15 protein-coding genes and 3 tRNA genes are annotated in these 15244 nt (G+C 73.1%); 8 read left to right on the forward strand and 10 right to left on the reverse strand.

From position 1 onward, the window contains the following. Window positions 1–158: 158 nt before the first annotated feature. Entirely contained in the window at window positions 159–1598 is a 1440-nt protein-coding gene (locus ACFC1R_RS08055) for an FGGY family carbohydrate kinase (RefSeq protein WP_375934546.1), read from the reverse strand. Window positions 1599–1799: 201 nt separating this feature from the next. After that, window positions 1800–2093, reverse strand: coding sequence for a hypothetical protein (locus ACFC1R_RS08060; protein ID WP_375934549.1), 294 nt, complete (start codon window positions 2091–2093; stop codon window positions 1800–1802). A gap of 280 nt (window positions 2094–2373) precedes the next feature. On the opposite strand from ACFC1R_RS08060, the gene ACFC1R_RS08065 reads away from it, so the two are divergent. Together ACFC1R_RS08065 and ACFC1R_RS08070 are read left to right on the forward strand one after the other, a co-directional pair. Continuing rightward, window positions 2374–2446 (forward strand) — tRNA-Asn (locus ACFC1R_RS08065). Between the two features lie 38 nt (window positions 2447–2484). After that, window positions 2485–2557: transfer RNA gene (locus tag ACFC1R_RS08070), tRNA-Asn, on the forward strand. 197 nt (window positions 2558–2754) lie between these two features. Here the strand turns inward: ACFC1R_RS08070 and ACFC1R_RS08075 are convergent. Together ACFC1R_RS08075 and ACFC1R_RS08080 are read right to left on the reverse strand one after the other, a co-directional pair. Next, complete coding sequence (locus ACFC1R_RS08075) at window positions 2755–3534, reverse strand: trypsin-like serine peptidase (protein WP_375934552.1); 780 nt, start codon at window positions 3532–3534, stop codon at window positions 2755–2757. 78 nt (window positions 3535–3612) lie between these two features. Further along, the gene (locus ACFC1R_RS08080) at window positions 3613–4509 is read right to left on the reverse strand and encodes a trypsin-like serine peptidase (RefSeq protein ID WP_375934554.1); all 897 of its coding nucleotides are present in this window, start codon (window positions 4507–4509) and stop codon (window positions 3613–3615) included. A 216-nt stretch (window positions 4510–4725) separates the two neighbouring features. Here ACFC1R_RS08080 and ACFC1R_RS08085 point away from each other — a divergent pair. Further along, a tRNA-Ile gene (locus tag ACFC1R_RS08085) sits at window positions 4726–4799 on the forward strand. 150 nt (window positions 4800–4949) lie between these two features. On the opposite strand, the gene ACFC1R_RS08090 is transcribed toward ACFC1R_RS08085, so the two are convergent. Together ACFC1R_RS08090 and ACFC1R_RS08095 are read right to left on the reverse strand one after the other, a co-directional pair. Next, on the reverse strand, window positions 4950–5390 hold the full coding sequence (locus tag ACFC1R_RS08090; RefSeq protein WP_375934557.1) for a hypothetical protein: 441 nt from the start codon (window positions 5388–5390) through the stop codon (window positions 4950–4952). Window positions 5391–5444: 54 nt separating this feature from the next. Next, complete coding sequence (locus ACFC1R_RS08095) at window positions 5445–6278, reverse strand: polysaccharide deacetylase family protein (protein ID WP_375934560.1); 834 nt, start codon at window positions 6276–6278, stop codon at window positions 5445–5447. Between the two features lie 285 nt (window positions 6279–6563). On the opposite strand from ACFC1R_RS08095, the gene ACFC1R_RS08100 reads away from it, so the two are divergent. The 3 genes from ACFC1R_RS08100 to ACFC1R_RS08110 all read left to right on the forward strand — a co-directional run bounded on the left by ACFC1R_RS08100 (window position 6564) and on the right by ACFC1R_RS08110 (window position 8936). After that, the gene (locus ACFC1R_RS08100; protein WP_375934563.1) at window positions 6564–7085 is read left to right on the forward strand and encodes a hypothetical protein; all 522 of its coding nucleotides are present in this window, start codon (window positions 6564–6566) and stop codon (window positions 7083–7085) included. 172 nt (window positions 7086–7257) lie between these two features. Next, on the forward strand, window positions 7258–7989 hold the full coding sequence (locus tag ACFC1R_RS08105; protein ID WP_375934565.1) for a class F sortase: 732 nt from the start codon (window positions 7258–7260) through the stop codon (window positions 7987–7989). A gap of 38 nt (window positions 7990–8027) precedes the next feature. Then, window positions 8028–8936 carry a 1-aminocyclopropane-1-carboxylate deaminase/D-cysteine desulfhydrase gene (locus ACFC1R_RS08110; protein WP_375934568.1) on the forward strand — a complete coding sequence of 303 codons (909 nt, stop codon included), beginning with the start codon at window positions 8028–8030 and terminating at the stop codon, window positions 8934–8936. An 85-nt stretch (window positions 8937–9021) separates the two neighbouring features. Here ACFC1R_RS08110 and ACFC1R_RS08115 read toward each other — a convergent pair whose 3' ends face one another. After that, complete coding sequence (locus ACFC1R_RS08115; RefSeq protein WP_375934570.1) at window positions 9022–10548, reverse strand: LCP family protein; 1527 nt, start codon at window positions 10546–10548, stop codon at window positions 9022–9024. A 149-nt stretch (window positions 10549–10697) separates the two neighbouring features. Next, window positions 10698–11198: a MarR family winged helix-turn-helix transcriptional regulator gene (locus ACFC1R_RS08120; protein ID WP_375934573.1), complete on the reverse strand. Its 501-nt coding sequence runs from the start codon at window positions 11196–11198 to the stop codon at window positions 10698–10700. Window positions 11199–11322: 124 nt separating this feature from the next. Here ACFC1R_RS08120 and ACFC1R_RS08125 point away from each other — a divergent pair, with 124 nt between their 5' ends. Beyond that, entirely contained in the window at window positions 11323–12363 is a 1041-nt protein-coding gene (locus tag ACFC1R_RS08125; RefSeq protein ID WP_375934576.1) for an NADP-dependent oxidoreductase, read from the forward strand. A gap of 405 nt (window positions 12364–12768) precedes the next feature. Beyond that, complete coding sequence (locus tag ACFC1R_RS08130) at window positions 12769–13263, forward strand: DUF3145 domain-containing protein (protein WP_045306491.1); 495 nt, start codon at window positions 12769–12771, stop codon at window positions 13261–13263. Between the two features lie 103 nt (window positions 13264–13366). On the opposite strand, the gene ACFC1R_RS08135 is transcribed toward ACFC1R_RS08130, so the two are convergent. Both ACFC1R_RS08135 and ACFC1R_RS08140 read right to left on the reverse strand, forming a co-directional pair. Then, entirely contained in the window at window positions 13367–14632 is a 1266-nt protein-coding gene (locus tag ACFC1R_RS08135) for a beta-ketoacyl-[acyl-carrier-protein] synthase family protein (RefSeq protein WP_375934579.1), read from the reverse strand. A gap of 347 nt (window positions 14633–14979) precedes the next feature. Further along, a complete protein-coding gene (locus ACFC1R_RS08140; protein WP_045304310.1) occupies window positions 14980–15225 on the reverse strand; it encodes an acyl carrier protein in 246 nt (81 codons plus the stop codon). Window positions 15226–15244 lie beyond the last annotated feature (19 nt).

The raw sequence follows: 15244 nt of genomic DNA on the forward strand, positions 1-15244 counted from the left end.
GGCGCCCCGGCCGAGCGGGACGCCCGGCGCCCGGGGAGCCGCCCGTGGTGGCGGCCTCAGGGCCGCACCCGGCCGCTGCGGAGCAGGTCGCACCTCCTCTGTCGGGAGGCGCGGGGCCGACCGGGGCACCGGCCCCGGCCCGACCGCCCGGATCGGGCCTAGTCGGCCTTGGTCTCGGGGTGCACCTGCTCCCGGACGGTGCCGTACTGCTGGCGGACCGCCCGCCCGACGGCCAGGTCGTGCTCCTGGTCAGGGGAGTGGACGGTCGCCTCGGGCAGCTCCCACTGCGGCGGCTCGGGTGTTCCGGCCAGCGCCCAGGCGGCCTGCCTGGCCGCGCCGCGCGCGGCATGGGCACCGGCCGGCGGTATCACCACGGGCAGGCCGAAGACCATCGGCGCGATCTCCCGGACGGCGGGCAGCCGCCCGACCGTCCCGAGCAGGAAGACCCGGCGGACGGCGACACCCTTGGCGCGCAGTACGTCCAGGGCGTCCGCGATGTTGCAGAGCATGCCCTCGACGGCGGCCCTGGCGAGGTGCTGCGGGGCCATCGACTCGGCGCGCAGTCCGGTCAGGGTGCCCGCGGCGTGCGGCAGCCTGGGTGTCCGCTCGCCGTCCAGGTACGGCAGCAGCACCAGGCCGAACGAGCCGGGCGAGGACTGCAGGGCCAGCTCGCTCAGCCCGGCCAGGTCGCAGCCGAGCATGGCGGCCATCGAGCGCAGCACCTGGGCGGCGTTGAGGGTGCCGACCATCGGCAGGTGGCGGCCGGTGGCGTCGGCGTACGAGGAGATGGCGCCGGAGGTGTCGATCACGGCCTGGTCGTGCACCGCGAAGATGGTGCCGTTGCCGCCGAGGGAGACCACGGCGTCGCCGGGGAGCAGTCCGAGGCCGAGTGCGGCGGCCATGTTGTCGCCGGTGCCGGCGGAGATCAGCAGGCCCTCGGGGGTGTGTCCGGCGGGCTCGGCGGGGGCGAGCACCTCGGGTACCCGCAGTTCGTGGCCGAGGGCGAGCTTGACCAGGTCCTGGCGGTACTCGCCGGTGAGCGGCGACCAGTAGCCGGTGCCGGACGCGTCGCCCCGGTCGGTGGTGCGGCGCTTGGAGTGGCGGCCGAGCAACTGCCAGACCAGCCAGTCGTGCGGAAGCAGCACCTCGGCGACCCGCTTCGCCGAGGCCGGTTCGAACTCGGCCAGCCAGCGGAGCTTGGCGACGGTGTAGGTCGGCAGCGGGACGGAGCCGATCGCCTCGACCCACGGGGCGGGGCCGCCGAGCGCGTCGATCAGTGCGGCGGCGGCACCGGCCGACCGGGGGTCGTTCCACAGCAGTGCGGGGCGGACCAGGACGCCGCCGGCGTCCAGACCGATCAGGCCGTGCTGCTGAGCCGAGACGCCGATCGCCCGGACGCCCTCCAGCAGCCCGCCGGTGGCCGCCTCACCGAGCGAGTGAAGCCAGTTCTGCGGATCGGTCTCGGTGGTTCGGGCGTCCGCGCCCTCCGGTAGCGGATGGGGTGCCCGGCCGTCCCGCAGGACGGCGCCGGTTTCGGCGTCGCACGCGACGATCCTGGTGCGAGTGGTGGAGCTGTCGATCCCCGCGACGATGGCCATGTCGAGATCATGCCTCAGTCGGGCCCCCTCCCGGAGCCCGCCCACCCAAGTGTTGCCCACTCGGTACGGCGCTCCGCCGCCCGGCGGCCGCCGAGGGGCGGGAGCCACCGCGACCGGCCGACCGGGAGGTTCAGGCGGCTCGCGCGGCCCGCAGCGCCCCCGACGGCCGCGCTGCGGGCCGCCGGCCCGGCCGGCCCGGGACTACGGGCGGACGGTGCCCCAGCTGTCGTCCTCGGCGCGGTGCCGGTTCAGGTACGGGACCCGGTCGGTGAGCGCGTCGGGCAGTCGGTCGCCGACCCGGTCGGCCACGGCGCCCGCGGCCTTGCCGGCCGCCGCACCCGCCTGGTGCCTGGCCTTGCCGGCCACGTCCTGGACCCGGGGGTTCTGGGCGATCTGCCGGGCCGTCTTGGCGATCTGCTCGTAGCGCTGCCGTCCGGCGCGCGCGCCCAGGACGTACCCGAGCCCGACCCCCACGATCAATGTCACCTTCCACATGCTCGGCCTCCACCCTTCCTCGCGGTTCCTGCCGCGTTGCCCTACCCGTCCTGCCCGGCGGTGAACCGCCCAGGCAGTGGCGGGTCCGGGCCAGCCGCGCCCGCCGTGCACCAGCATCCCCCGAGGGGCGGTACGGCCGCGCGCCGGGCGCGCCGGAGCGGGTGCCGGGAGGGGCCCGGCATATCGATTGGCGGACCACCCCCCTGAGTGCGCTAATGTATGTCCCGCAGCGAGCGCCGAGAGGGCCGGGAGGATCCCGGAGATCGAGGCGGAAGCTCATTCCCCCATAGCTCAATTGGCAGAGCAGCCGACTGTTAATCGGCAGGTTATTGGTTCGAGTCCAATTGGGGGAGCTCGGACGGCCCGCCAACGGCCGCCCGGCTGTGTACATTCCCCCATAGCTCAATTGGCAGAGCAGCCGACTGTTAATCGGCAGGTTATTGGTTCGAGTCCAATTGGGGGAGCTTCACCCGTAGTTGAGGTGAGCAGCGCAGAGCGAAGGCCCTCCGGTCACCGGGGGGCCTTCGTGTTTCCCCGGCCGTTTCTTCCCCCACTGCTCTTCCCGGTCGTTCCTTCCCGCCGTTCCCCGCTGTTCCCCGCCGGAAGCGGTCCGGAAGCGGCCTGGAAGCGGTCCGGAAGGGGGCCGGCGAGGGAGTCGCCGCTACGCGATGGCCTTCCGGTACAGCTTGGCGACCCGGTCGTCGAAGGTGATGCTGTACGAGGTCTCGTCGGTGTCCCCGCCCTGCTGGTAGCCGCCGATCACGCCGATCACCTTGCCCGCCGAGGTCAGCCAGGGGCTGCCGCTGGTGCCGTTGGTGTAGCCGTAGCAGTCGAAGCGCTCCTGGGTGTCGGTGAGCTTCTTGGTGGACGCGGAGCAGGTGATCGGGTCCTGGTGGTCGTTCGGGTAGCCGGTGACCGAGACCGGGAGGTCGAAGCCCTGGTTGGTGGCGATCGTGTTGCCGCCGAGGGCGTCCTCGATCTCCTTGCCCCCCACGGGGGCCACGGTGACGAAGGCGACGTCGTACTCGGGGTCCTCGTCGGTGGTCCAGTGCGGATCCGTGGTGATCGAGTCGAGTGTCCAGGTCCCGTACGGAGCCTGGCCGTTGCGATAGCCGGGTGCGAAGACCAGGTTGTCGATCCGGCCGAGCTCGCTGGTGTAGACGCAGTGCGCCGCGGTCACCAGCAGATTGCGGTGCGGACTGTCCACCACGCTGGCGGTGCAGGCCCGTTGGCCGTCCACGTCGCCGACGAAGAGCGCGCCGATCCGCTTGCTGAGGTCGTTCTCGGGGGCGGGCCGGGAGGAGGGGATGTTGCCGTCGGCCGTGGCGCCGGAGACCGGGGTGCAGCCGGTGGCGGCCAGCAGGACCGCCAGCACCGCAGCGGGCCCGGAGGACGAACCCCGCCGGGTCGCCGTGCCGTCGGACTGCCGTACGCGTGCCATGAACCGGTCTCTCTCTCCCCAGGGCCCGTCGTAGGACGGGGTCGGGAGCAAGATCTACCAGGCGGGGAGCCCGGCGCGCTAGCCGGTGGCCCGATCGTAGAGGGCCCGGACCCGGTTGCCGAAGTAGCTGGTGTACGAGACGTCCGGAGTGTCCCCGCCCTGCTGGTAGCCGCCGATCACGCCGATCACGACGCCGGTCCTGGTCTTCGGGTCGAGCTCGGTGATCCACGGGCTGCCGCTGGTGCCGCCGGTGTACTCGGGGCAGGCGATGCGGAGTTGGGTGGGGCTCTGCTCGGTGGTGTTGTTGGCGCAGGTGATCGGGGCGTCGTCACTGCTGGGGTAGCCGGTGACCCGGACGGGCAGCTGGTAGCCCTTGTCGATCCCCAGCGTGCTCGCCCCGAGCACCTCCTGGATCTGTCGGCCGTTCTGCGGCTGGACGATCGCGAAGGCCACGTCCATGTCCTCGTCGCCCTCGTCCTTCCAGCTCTGGTCCACGGTGACCGAGGTCAGTGGCCAGACGCCGTTGGGAGCCTCGCCGTTGCGGTAGCCCGGGACGAAGACCAGGTCGCTGCGCTGCCCGGTGGCCGGGTCGTAGACGCAGTGTGCGGCGGTGACGATCAGGTTCTGGCCGGCGCTGTCGACCACGCTGGCGGTGCAGAAGTGGTCGCCCGTCGCGTCGTGCGTGAAGACGGCGCCGACCTGGGCGTTGGACGGGGTGGCCCGGGCGGTGTGGGTGGTGCCGGGGTGCTTGGCGATCGCGGCGAGCAGACGCTCGCGGCTCCAGCCGTGGGCGGCTGCGGTGCCGCCGGTGCTCGCTGCAGCCCGGCTGCCGGACGGGGGTGCGGTCTGTGCCGGGCGCGAGGAGGCCCCGCACCCGGTCGCCGCCAGCCCGAAGGCACAGGCGGCCGCGCATGCCCGCAAGCCGATCCGTCCGGGAACCGCCACCTGTCCACCGCCCTGGTCCGCCTGTGTCACCGAGGTCACCCGAACTGCCCCGTGCCGACTTCCCAGCCTCACCCATCGGGCGGATTGCCGCCACGGCAGGGCGTCCGGAGGGGGAGGCACGCACCCCGCTGTACTCGGATGCGGCCCCGGGCGCGCATCAGGGCTGATCGACCAGCTATGCTGCCGGGGACGGCCCTGAGGGGCCGTCTGCTGCTGCACCGGGCGCGCCCGGCCGCACGGCGAGCCGGGGCGGTAGCTCAGCCGGTTAGAGCAGGGGACTCATAATCCCTTGGTCGTGGGTTCGAGTCCCACCCGCCCCACCGGAAAGCCAGGGCTCACCTGGATGAACTGTAGAGCAGGCAGTGCCCGATCGAGGCCCGACAGGCCGAGATTCACCCGTCCGGGAGCACCCTGCGGGCAGTCGATTGACGATCCGTCACGGGAGGCCCGTCCCCGCGAGCCGGTGCTCGTTACGCGTCCGGCCCGGTGGCCGGAGCGGACGGCGCCGCAGGAGCGGGCGTCCGGCGCAGGGCCCCGACGACCATGGTGATGCTGCCGGCGACCGCGGTGATCAGTCCCGCGACGGCCGTGATGACCGCCGCCACGGAGTCGCCCTCGTCCGAGTTCTTGTCGGCGGACTGTGTCACCACGACGATCTGCGTCACATACGGCGCCGGTGACGCCGTCGCGGACGGTGCGCCGCCGGCCGGGGAGCCGGTTGCGGAGGCCGTCGCGGAGGCGCTCTGGCCCGGCCGGTGGTTCGGGGCTCCGGACTCCGGGCCGCCGCCCGCCCCGGACACCAGCCAGGCGCCGAACAGCAGGGCCGCTCCCGCCCCGAGCAGTACCGCGCCGACCGGAACCAGTCGCGGCTTCCGCTTCGGCCGAGTCGCTTCCCCCGTGCCTCCGTGCACCGAGTTCCCCTCCCCAGGAGACTTCGGCGGTCAGCCTAGCGCAGTGGTCCCGGTTCATTGCGGCACGGTGAAGCGGTAGCCGTCGGCGAGCAGGGTCGGCAGGTAGGTGCGCAGGGCGTCGACGGTCTGGGAGCGGTCGCCGCCGCCGTCGTGGTTGAGCACGATCGAGCCGGGACGGACGGCTTCCAGTACCCGGCTGGTGATCTGCGCAGTCCCCGGGGTGTCCCAGTCGCGCGGGTCGACGGACCAGCCCATCGGCCGCATCCCGAGCTCCGCGCAGGCCCGCAGCGTGACGTCCGCCCAGTCGCCGCCGGGTGCGCGGAACCAGGTGACGGGCCTGCCGGAGAGCCCCTGGAGCAGGTCCGAGGTGCGTTCCAGCTCGTCGTGGACCCGGGCCTCGGGCAGGTGCCGCAGGTCGGGGTGGGTCCAGGTGTGGTTGCCGATGTGGTGGCCCTCGCCGGCGATGGCCCGGACCAACGCGGGGTACTCGGCCGCGTTCTCGCCGATCAGGAAGAAGGTGGCGCGGATCCCGTGGCTGCGGAGCAGCTCCAGGACGACCGGGGTGTGGGTGGGGTGCGGGCCGTCGTCGAGGGTGAGGGCGATCATCCGCTCCGAGGTGTCCAGCTCCAGGAGCGGATCGGTGACCGGCCGCGGCTTCGCGGGGGCGGGGGGCGGACCGGGTGGGTTGGCTGCCGGGGAGCCGGCCCGGGAAGCGGCGGGGGCGGGGTGTGCGGCCGACGCCCCGTCAGGCGTCCCGGCGGCCGGAAGGGCATCGGAGGGCGCCCCGGAGCGCGAGGCGTCGCTCGGGGTTCCGGCCGGTGGGCCGCAGGCGCCGGTGGACAGCACGGTCACCCCGGCGATGCTCAGAAGCAGCCTCCGAGAGATCATCTGATGATGTGACAGCATGGCGAGATGTCTCCCTCGGCCCCGTCGTCGCCACGCAGGTGGAGGCCGCTCCGGCGCCGAGTGCCACCCCAACAGCTGAATCGAAGTCAGCTGCGATCCGCCATCCGTGGGCGTGGCTCCGACCGGCGGGCCGGATGCTCACCCGGATGCGAGCCAGCGGTGGCGAGTGGTCGTCCGGTGACTGACGGTGATGGAAGCGTGAGTCCGCGATTCCTGAGCCGGTGACCGAATCGGCTGTCGTCCGGACCCGCCGGAAGGACCAGCCTCATGCGCGCGCAGTCCACCCTCATCGCCGGGCCGGTCGTCGCCGCCGTCCTCGCACTCGGTGCTCCCGCCGTCCACGCGGCGGGCAGCCCAGGTTCTCCGTCGGGGCGACAGGCGGCCCAGGGCGGTCCGGCAGCCGTCGAGGACCAGCAGGTCTGGGACGAGCGGAGCCGGAAGGACGGCGCCAGGAAGGACGAGGACGGAAGGGACGAGGCCAGGAACGACGGGCAGAAGGCCGGCCACCGCGAGGACGGCCACCGCGAGGACGGCCGCCAGGGCGGGCACGGGAAGTACGACCGTCGGGGGGACGAGGGCAACGGCGGCGAGCACCAGGGCGACGGCCACAAGGGGGGCGCGGGTGCCCACGAGGAGGGGCGCAGGCCGCGCGGTGGCGTGCACACCGGGGGCGGCGGTCTGGCGCTCGCCGGTGGCGGACTGGCCTCCGGCGTGGTGCTGCTGGGCGGCGGCCTGGGTCTCGGCGCGTACGCCCTGCGCCGCCGCAGGGCGGCGGGCGTCACGATCTGAGGACTCGGCAGTTCCCGCCCGTCGTGGCCGGCGCCTTGGTGGTGTCGGCCACGACGGTGCGTCGAGGAGTCCGGCCGCGGCCGGGCCAGGACGCCGGATCCCGGACACGTCCCGGCCTCCGGGGGCCTTCCCGGACCGGGCCGGAGCAGACGAGAGAGAGGTGCGAACGCCGATGGCCGACGGGACGGCTCCGACGGAGCCCGAGCAGCAGAACCCGGGCAGCAGGGACAGCAGTCCGCGACTCCTCAGATGGGCGATGTGCGCGGCGGTGCTCGGGCTGGTGGTGATCTACCAGTCCGTGGACCAGCGCACGGTGCCCGTCCAACCGCCGGCCGCCGTGGCCGGAGCCGCCGCGCCGTCGGTCGCCGCGCCTTCGGCCGCCGTCGGGGGGCCCGCTGCGAAGGCGCCGGCGGCACCGGGCAACGCGGTGCCCGCACTGGCCCGGTCCAAGCCGACCAGGATCCGGATCCCGCAGCTGGCCGTCGAGGCCCCCTTCTCCGAACTCGGCCTGGACGCGGCCGGCGCCCTGGAGGTCCCGCGCCCCGACGACCCCAACCTGGTCGGCTGGTTCCGCGGGGGCCCGACGCCGGGCGAGCGTGGCGCCGCGCTGCTCGCCGGGCACGTCGACACCACCAAGGGGCCCGCGGTCTTCCTGATGCTGTACACGCTGGCCCCCGGCAACACCGTGGAGATCACCAGGGCCGACGGCACCGTGGCGGTCTTCGCGGTGGACGCGGTGAAGACCTTCCCGAAGAACGGGTTCCCGGACAACGAGGTGTACGCCGACACCCCCGACGCCCAGCTGCGCCTGATCACCTGCGGCGGCTCGTACGACCGCAAGCTGAAGGACTACACGGAGAACGTCGTGGTCTTCGCGCATCTCCAGTCCTCCCGGAAGGCCTGAGCCGCCGAGCCGGGGCGCCGCTTCCGTATGCTGGCCGGATGCTCACCCCCGCCGCCCTGCCGACCCCGCTGCAGGTACTGGCCGACCCGGCGCTCGCCCGGGCAGGCGTCGAGCTGCGGCTGAAGCGGGACGACCTGGCGCATCCGGCCGTCCCCGGCAACAAGTGGCGCAAGCTGGCGCCGAACCTCGCGCGGGCCGTCGCCGACGGGCACACCAGGTTGCTGACCTTCGGCGGGGCGTACTCCACGCACGTACGGGCGGTGGCGGCGGCCGCGCAGGCGCTCGGGCTGGCCTCGGTGGGCGTGATCCGGGGCGACGAGCTCGCGGCGGCACCGCGCAACTGGTCGCTGCGGGTGGCCGAGGAGGCCGGGATGGAGCTGGAGTTCGTCTCCCGCTCGGCGTACCGGGGGCTGGTGGGCGGGGAGCACGGCGAGCACGGGGAGCTGCTGCGGCGCTGGGGGCGCTGCCTGGTACTGCCGGAGGGCGGGTCCAACGCCCTGGCGGTGCGCGGCGCGGCGGAGATCCCGGCGGAGATTCCCGCGCTCGGGGGCCGGGACCTGCTCTGCTGCCCGGTCGGCACGGGTGGCACGCTGGCCGGGATCGCGGCCGGGCTGCCCGACGGTGCGCGGGCGCTGGGAGTGGCCGTGCTGCGCGGCGAGGGCTACCTGGAAGACGAGGTGGCCGGACTCCACCGGGCCGCGTACGGCCGGGAGTTCGGCAACTGGCGGATCCACCACGGCCATCACGGCGGCGGCTACGGCAAGGTCCCGGCCGAGGTCGAGTCGTTCGCCGTGGAGTTCGAGCGGCGCCACGGGGTGCCGGTGGAGCGCCGGTACGTGGCGAAGACCCTGCTGGCGGTCCACGACCTGGCCGTGGCGGGGGAGTTGGCGCCCGGGACCAGGGTGACCGTGGTGGTCACCGGACTGCCCGATCCGGCCGGGGGCTGAGCCGGGGCTGAGGGCGCGAGGGTTGCCGGGGCGGCGCCACGCCGTCGTGGGCGCCGGTGTGCGCGGTTCCCCCGCACCCCTGGGGTCAGCCGAAGGAGAGGTTGGAGCAGAGGTCGCTGTCGGCGGCGCGGGTGTTGTCGGCGATGGTGGTCGGGATGGTGGTGGGCAGTGCGCTCGGGGCGGCGGAGACGGTGCCGTCCGGCGCGTAGTCCCGGCCGAGGGTGACGGTGACGCCGTCGGCGGAGGGGTCCGCCCGGAGCTCCGCGCCGGGGAAGTACTGGGCGAGCTGTTCGGCGCCACTCTGCCGGTCCGGGGCGTACGTGACCAGGGTGGTGCCGCGGCCGGTGGTGTCGGCGCCGAGGGTGATGTTCCGGTAGCCCTTCGCCTTGAGGGCGTCGCCGGCCTGCCTGGCGAGTCCGCCGGTCCGGGAGCCGTTGACGACGGTCACCGGCAGATCGGCACCGGCGGCGGACGGCGAGCTGGACGGACCGGCGGACGGTGAGGTGGACGGTGAGGTGGACGGGGCGGCCGAGGAGGCGGTGGAGGACGGGCCCGCGGCGAGCTGGCCGGTGCTGTGGCCGTCGAGGGTGTCGTCCTGCCGGAGGAGGTTCCAGAGCTGCTCGGCGTCGGGGTGGACCAGCGCCACCCGCTCGCCCGAGTAACGCCAGGGCACGGTGACGAAGTTGATGTCCTGCAGCTTGATGTTCTGCAGCGACTGCGCGAAGTCGGCGAGCTTCATCGCCGTACCGAGCCCCGGGTCGACGGTCAGCGACTTGGTGGCGGCGTCGGCCAGCGGGAGCAGGGTGGCCGGATTGAGGCCCTCGGACTGGACCTTCTTGATGAGCGAGGCGACGAAGGCCTGCTGGCGCTTCACCCGGCCTATGTCGGAGCCGTCGCCGAAACCGTGCCGGGCCCGGACGTAGTCCAGTGCCTGCTGCCCGGAGAGGGTCTGGCGGCCCTTGGTCAGCTTTATCCCGTACGAGTCCACGTCGTTGGGGACGCAGACGTCCACGCCGTGCACGGCGTCGGTCATCGCGGAGAAGCCCTTGAAGTCCACCACCACGGTGTGGTCGACGCGCAGGCCGGTGAGCGCCTCGACGGTGTTCTGGGTGCAGGCGGGGTTGCCCTGTGGGAACTCGCCTATGGTGAAGGCCGAGTTGAACATCTGGTTGGCGTGCGAGGCTGTCCACTTTCCGCTCTGCAGCTTGCACGGCGGGATTGTCACCAGGGTGTCGCGGGGTATCGACACCGCGACGGCGTGCCGGTGGTCGCCGTAGATGTGCAGCAGCATCGCGGTGTCGGAGTGGCCGACGCCGATGTCACCGCCGCCGAGCGAGTCGTTGCCGTTGTCCCGGGTGTCGGAGCCGAGCAGCAGGACGTTGACCGGGCGTCCGCCGCCGGGTGCGGGGGCGGCGGCCGGCGGTCGGCTGGGGGCGATGCCACCCGCATCGAAGGTGCTGATGTTGTGGTCGATGTGCCAGTAGAACCAGGCGCCGCCGCCGGCGGTGGCCAGGACCAGGACGGCGGCCGTGGCACCGGCGGCACGGGCGAGTCGCACTCTGAGGGAAGCGGGCGCGCCCTTCGGGGGACGGCTCTTGGCGTCGGTCATCATCAGCGCTCTCTGTACGGCAGCCCGGGGAGTTCGGCAGTCTGGTGCGGCTCTCACCAGAAAGACGGTTCGGCGAGGCGTCCGGTTACACGAGTGCGCACCCTAGCAAGGGGGAACCGGGTGTCCGTGGTCCCCCCTGGGGTGAGGCCGCGTCAGGACGGGTCGTGCTCCGGGGTGCTGTCCGAACCGGCGGCGGAATCCGGTCCCGCGCCTTCGAGCATCCGGCGCAGCAGGTCGCGGAGCTGGGCCCGCTCGTCCTCGGCGAGGGCGGCCAGCGGCTCGCGGGCGAAGTTGAGCGACTCGCGCAGTTCCTCGGAGGCGTCCTTGCCGGTCCCGGTGGCGGCGACCAGCTTGACCCGGCGGTCCTGCGGATCGGCCTCCCGGGTGACGAACCCGCGGTTCTCCAGCCGGTCCACGATGCCGGTGATGTTGGATGGCTCGCAGCTCAGGGTCTGGGCGATGTGGCGCATCGGCATCGGGCCGCGTCTCAGCAGCGCGAGCACCTTCGCCTGGGCGCCGGTGAGGGACCGGGCGGCGGCGGCCTCTTCGTACTCCCGGTGGAAGAGCGCGACCAGGCTCGCCATGAGGTCCACGACCTCGCGGGTGATCGCGTCGGCGGGCGGCGGGGCGACCGGATTCGGTTGCATCTCCATGCTTCCGAGTCTAGCTGAAAAGTTGACAACATGAACCTTTCATGTCCACGATTGCTTTAGTAGGTCAACCTTTCAGGTCGACCAGTTCATGTCCGGGGACGACTCGGTCCGAGGGAGTGCATCCATGTCAGAGCAGGCAGCAACGGAGCAGGCAGTGCCCACCACCGGCCGCGAGTGGCGGCTGGCGGCCCGGCCGGAGGGCTGGCCGAAGCCGACCGACTTCGCCCTGGTCGAGGCCGAGGTCCGGCAGCCGGGTCCGGGCGAGGTTCTGGTCCGCAACGCGTACCTGTCGGTCGACCCCTACATGCGCGGCCGGATGAACGACGTGCGGTCCTACGTCCCGCCGTTCGAGCTCGGTGCGGTGATGGACGGCGGCGCGGTCGGCTACGTGGTGGCCTCGCAGGCGGAGGGCTTCGAGGTGGGCGACGCGGTGCTGCACGGCCTCGGCTGGCGCGAGTACGCCACCGTGGACGCCGCCCGCGCGGTCAAGGTCGACCCCGAGCTGGCCCCGCTCTCCTACTACCTGGGCATCCTCGGCATGCCCGGACTGACCGCCTACGCCGGACTGCTGGAGGTCGCGAGCTTCAAGCCGGGCGACACCGTCTTCGTCTCCGGCGCGGCGGGCGCGGTCGGCTCGCTGGTCGGCCAGATCGCCAGGCTCAGGGGCGCCGCCCGGGTGATCGGTTCGGCCGGCTCGGCCGAGAAGGTCGCCAAGCTGGTGGACGACTACGGCTTCGACGCCGCCTTCAACTACAAGGACGGCCCGGTCCACGACCAGCTGACCGAGGCGGCGCCCGAGGGCATCGACGTCTACTTCGACAACGTCGGCGGCGACCACCTGGAGGCCGCCATCTCCGCCCTCAAGGTGCACGGCCGGGCCACCCTCTGCGGCGCGATCTCGCAGTACAACTCCACCGGAGCCCCCGAGGGCCCGCGCAACCTCGTGCAGGCCATCGGGAAGCGGCTGCGCCTGCAGGGCATGCTGGTCGGCGACCACGCCGCGCTCCAGTCGCAGTTCGTCGCCGAGATGGCGGGCTGGCTGAAGGACGGCAGCCTGCACTACGACGAGACCGTGGTGGAGGGCGTGGAGAACGCTGCCGAGGCCTTCATCGGCCTGCTGCGCGGTGACAACACCGGCAAGATGGTGGTCAGGCTGACGTCCTGACGATGCGTCGGACGCCGGGGCGCCCCCGCGGACTCGTCTCCGCGGGGGCGCCCCGGCCGTGCCGGTGGGTGTGCGCCCCGGGTGTGCGGCGGTGCGTGTCCGCGCGCGTCTGCGCAAGGAACCGGCCGTTTCGACGGCCGGTCACACTCGTTGCGGCGTGCGGCGGATACGGTTGATCCGTTCTGGATGGGGCCGTTCGGGGGAGAGATCCGGAGGAGGGGTAGACCTCGTGGCGGATCTGGCTAGCATTGAGCGAGAGCTTGTCCGTTTTGCTCAACTTGATGACCTAATGTCGAACAAGTCGGGCGCCACGGGGGCAGGAACTGGTCACGCAGTGAGACAGGACCGGTGGCGGGTACGAGGCAGCTGGGGAAGGCGACCCTCGTCCACAGCCTGGAGGTCCCGGTGACGACACGTGGAGTCCTGTACGTCCACTCCGCGCCCCGCGCGCTGTGCCCGCACGTCGAGTGGGCGGTCGCGGGCGTGCTCGGTGTGCGGGTCAGCCTCGACTGGATCCGCCAGCCGGCCGCGCCCGGTCACTGGCGTACCGAGTTCTCCTGGCAGGGTGAGCCCGGCACCGCGTCGAAGCTGGCATCCGCCCTGCGCGGCTGGCAGTTGATCCGCTACGAGGTGACCAGCGAGCCCTGCGCCACCGCCGAGGGCGAGCGCTACAGCAGCACGCCCGCACTCGGCATCTTCCACGCCGTCACCGGGATGCACGGCGACATCCTGATTCCGGAGGACCGGCTGCGGGCCGTCCTGCTGCGGGCCAAGACCGAGGGCAGCGACCTGGAGGCCGAGGTGGCACGGCTGCTCGGCAAGCCCTGGGACGACGAGCTCGAACCCTTCCGCTACGCGGGCGAGGGTGCCCCGGTCCGCTGGCTGCACCAGGTGGTCTAGCCGTCGCGCCGGGACGGCCGCTCGGCGGCGGCCGTGCACGCCTCGGGGGCGCGGCGCCCCGTCCGACCGGACGGGACCCCGCGCCCCCGAGGCGTGCGGCGCGTCAGACGGTGCGGAAGGCGAGGACCACGTTGTGGCCGCCGAAGCCGAACGAGTTGTTCAGCGCGGCGATCCGGCCCTCGGGGAGCTTACGGGGTTCGCCGCGCACGATGTCCGCGTCGACCTCGTCGTCCAGGTCGTCGACGTTGACGGTCGGCGGGGCGAGGCGGTTGTACAGCGCGAGCACGGTGGCGACGGTCTCGATGCCGCCGGCGCCGCCCAGCAGGTGGCCGGTCATCGACTTGGTGGCCGAGACGGCGATGTGGTCGACGTGCTCGCCGAGCTCCTTGCGCAGCGCCTTGATCTCGGCGACATCGCCCTGCGGGGTCGAGGTGGCGTGCGCGTTGACGTGCACCACGTCGGCCTTGTCCAGGTCGGTCTGCGCGAACAGGCCGGCCAGCGCCTGGGCGATACCGGCACCGGTCGGCTCCGGCTGCGCGATGTGGTGGGCGTCGGAGGACAGGCCCTGGCCGACGGCCTCGCAGTACACCCGGGCGCCGCGGGCGGCGGCGTGCTCGGCCGACTCCAGCACGACCACGCCGGCACCCTCGCCCAGCACGAAGCCGTCCCGGGCCTTGTCGTACGGGCGGGAGGCGCGCTGCGGCTCCTCGTTGTTCTTGGACATCGCCATCATGTTGGCGAACGCGACGATCGGCAGCGGGTGGATCGCCGCCTCGGTGCCGCCGGCCACCACGACGTCGGCGCGGCCGCTGCGGATCATCTCGATCGCGTAGCCGATCGCCTCGGCGCCGGAGGCACAGGCGGAGACGGGGGTGTGCACACCCGCGCGGGCGCCGACCTCCAGACCGACGTTGGCCGCCGGGGAGTTGGGCATCAGCATCGGGACGGTGTGCGGGGAGACCTTGCGGACGCCCTTCTCCTTCAGCACGTCGTACTGGTCGAGCAGGGTGGTCACGCCGCCGATGCCGGAGGCGATCACGGTGCCGAGGCGCTCGGGCGTCAGCTTGGACGACTCGTCGGTGGCGGGGGTCTCGTAGCCGGCGTCGGCCCAGGCCTCGCGGGCCGCGATCACCGCGAACTGCGCCGAGCGGTCCAGCTTGCGGGCCAGCGGACGGGGGAGGATCTCGCCCGGCTCCACCGCGGTGCGCGCGGCGATCCGGACGGGCAGGTCGGCGGCCCACTCCTCGGTCAGCTCGACCACACCGGAACGGCCCTCGAGCAGGCCCTCCCAGAACGAGGCGGCGGTGCCGCCCAGCGGCGTGAAGGCGCCGATACCTGTGACGACCACGGTGCGATTTTCAGCGGTCACTGGTTTCTTCTTCTCTCACGTTGTGCGGGGAGGGTGGGCGGGCCGAGGACGTGGCCGGGAGGGGGACCGGTCCGAGGAAGGGACCGGGGGTGGGGGGGCCGGGGCCGCCGGGGGGCCCCCCCCCCCCGGGGGCGGGCCCCCGGTCGGGGGCCCCCCAGCCCCCCGCCGGGGGGGCCCGGGGACCCCGCGCCCCCCGCCCCCGGTGCCCGCCCGGGGACCCCGCGCGCCGCCGCCCCGCTCTGTGGGGGCGGGGTGGGGGGAGGTGGGGTGGTTGTGCGCGGGGGGGGGCGGGGCGGCCCGGGCGGGCCCCCGGCCGGCCCGATTCGGTCGCGGGGACCGAAGGGTGATCAGGCGGCGTTGGCGAGGATGTAGTCCACGGCGTCGCCGACGGTCTTCAGGTCCTTGACCTTGTCGTCCGGGATCTTCACCTCGAAGCGCTCCTCGGCGGCGACGACGACCTCGACCATGGACAGCGAGTCGACGTCCAGGTCGTCGGTGAAGGACTTGTCGAGCTCGACGTCCTCGGCCGGGATGCCTGCGATCTCGTTGACGATCTCAGCGAGACCTTCCAGGACCTCGTCCTTGGTAGCCATATCGGCTGCTCCTCTTCAC

Source organism: Kitasatospora sp. NPDC056138, assembly GCF_042264695.1.
Taxonomy (GTDB): domain Bacteria; phylum Actinomycetota; class Actinomycetes; order Streptomycetales; family Streptomycetaceae; genus Kitasatospora.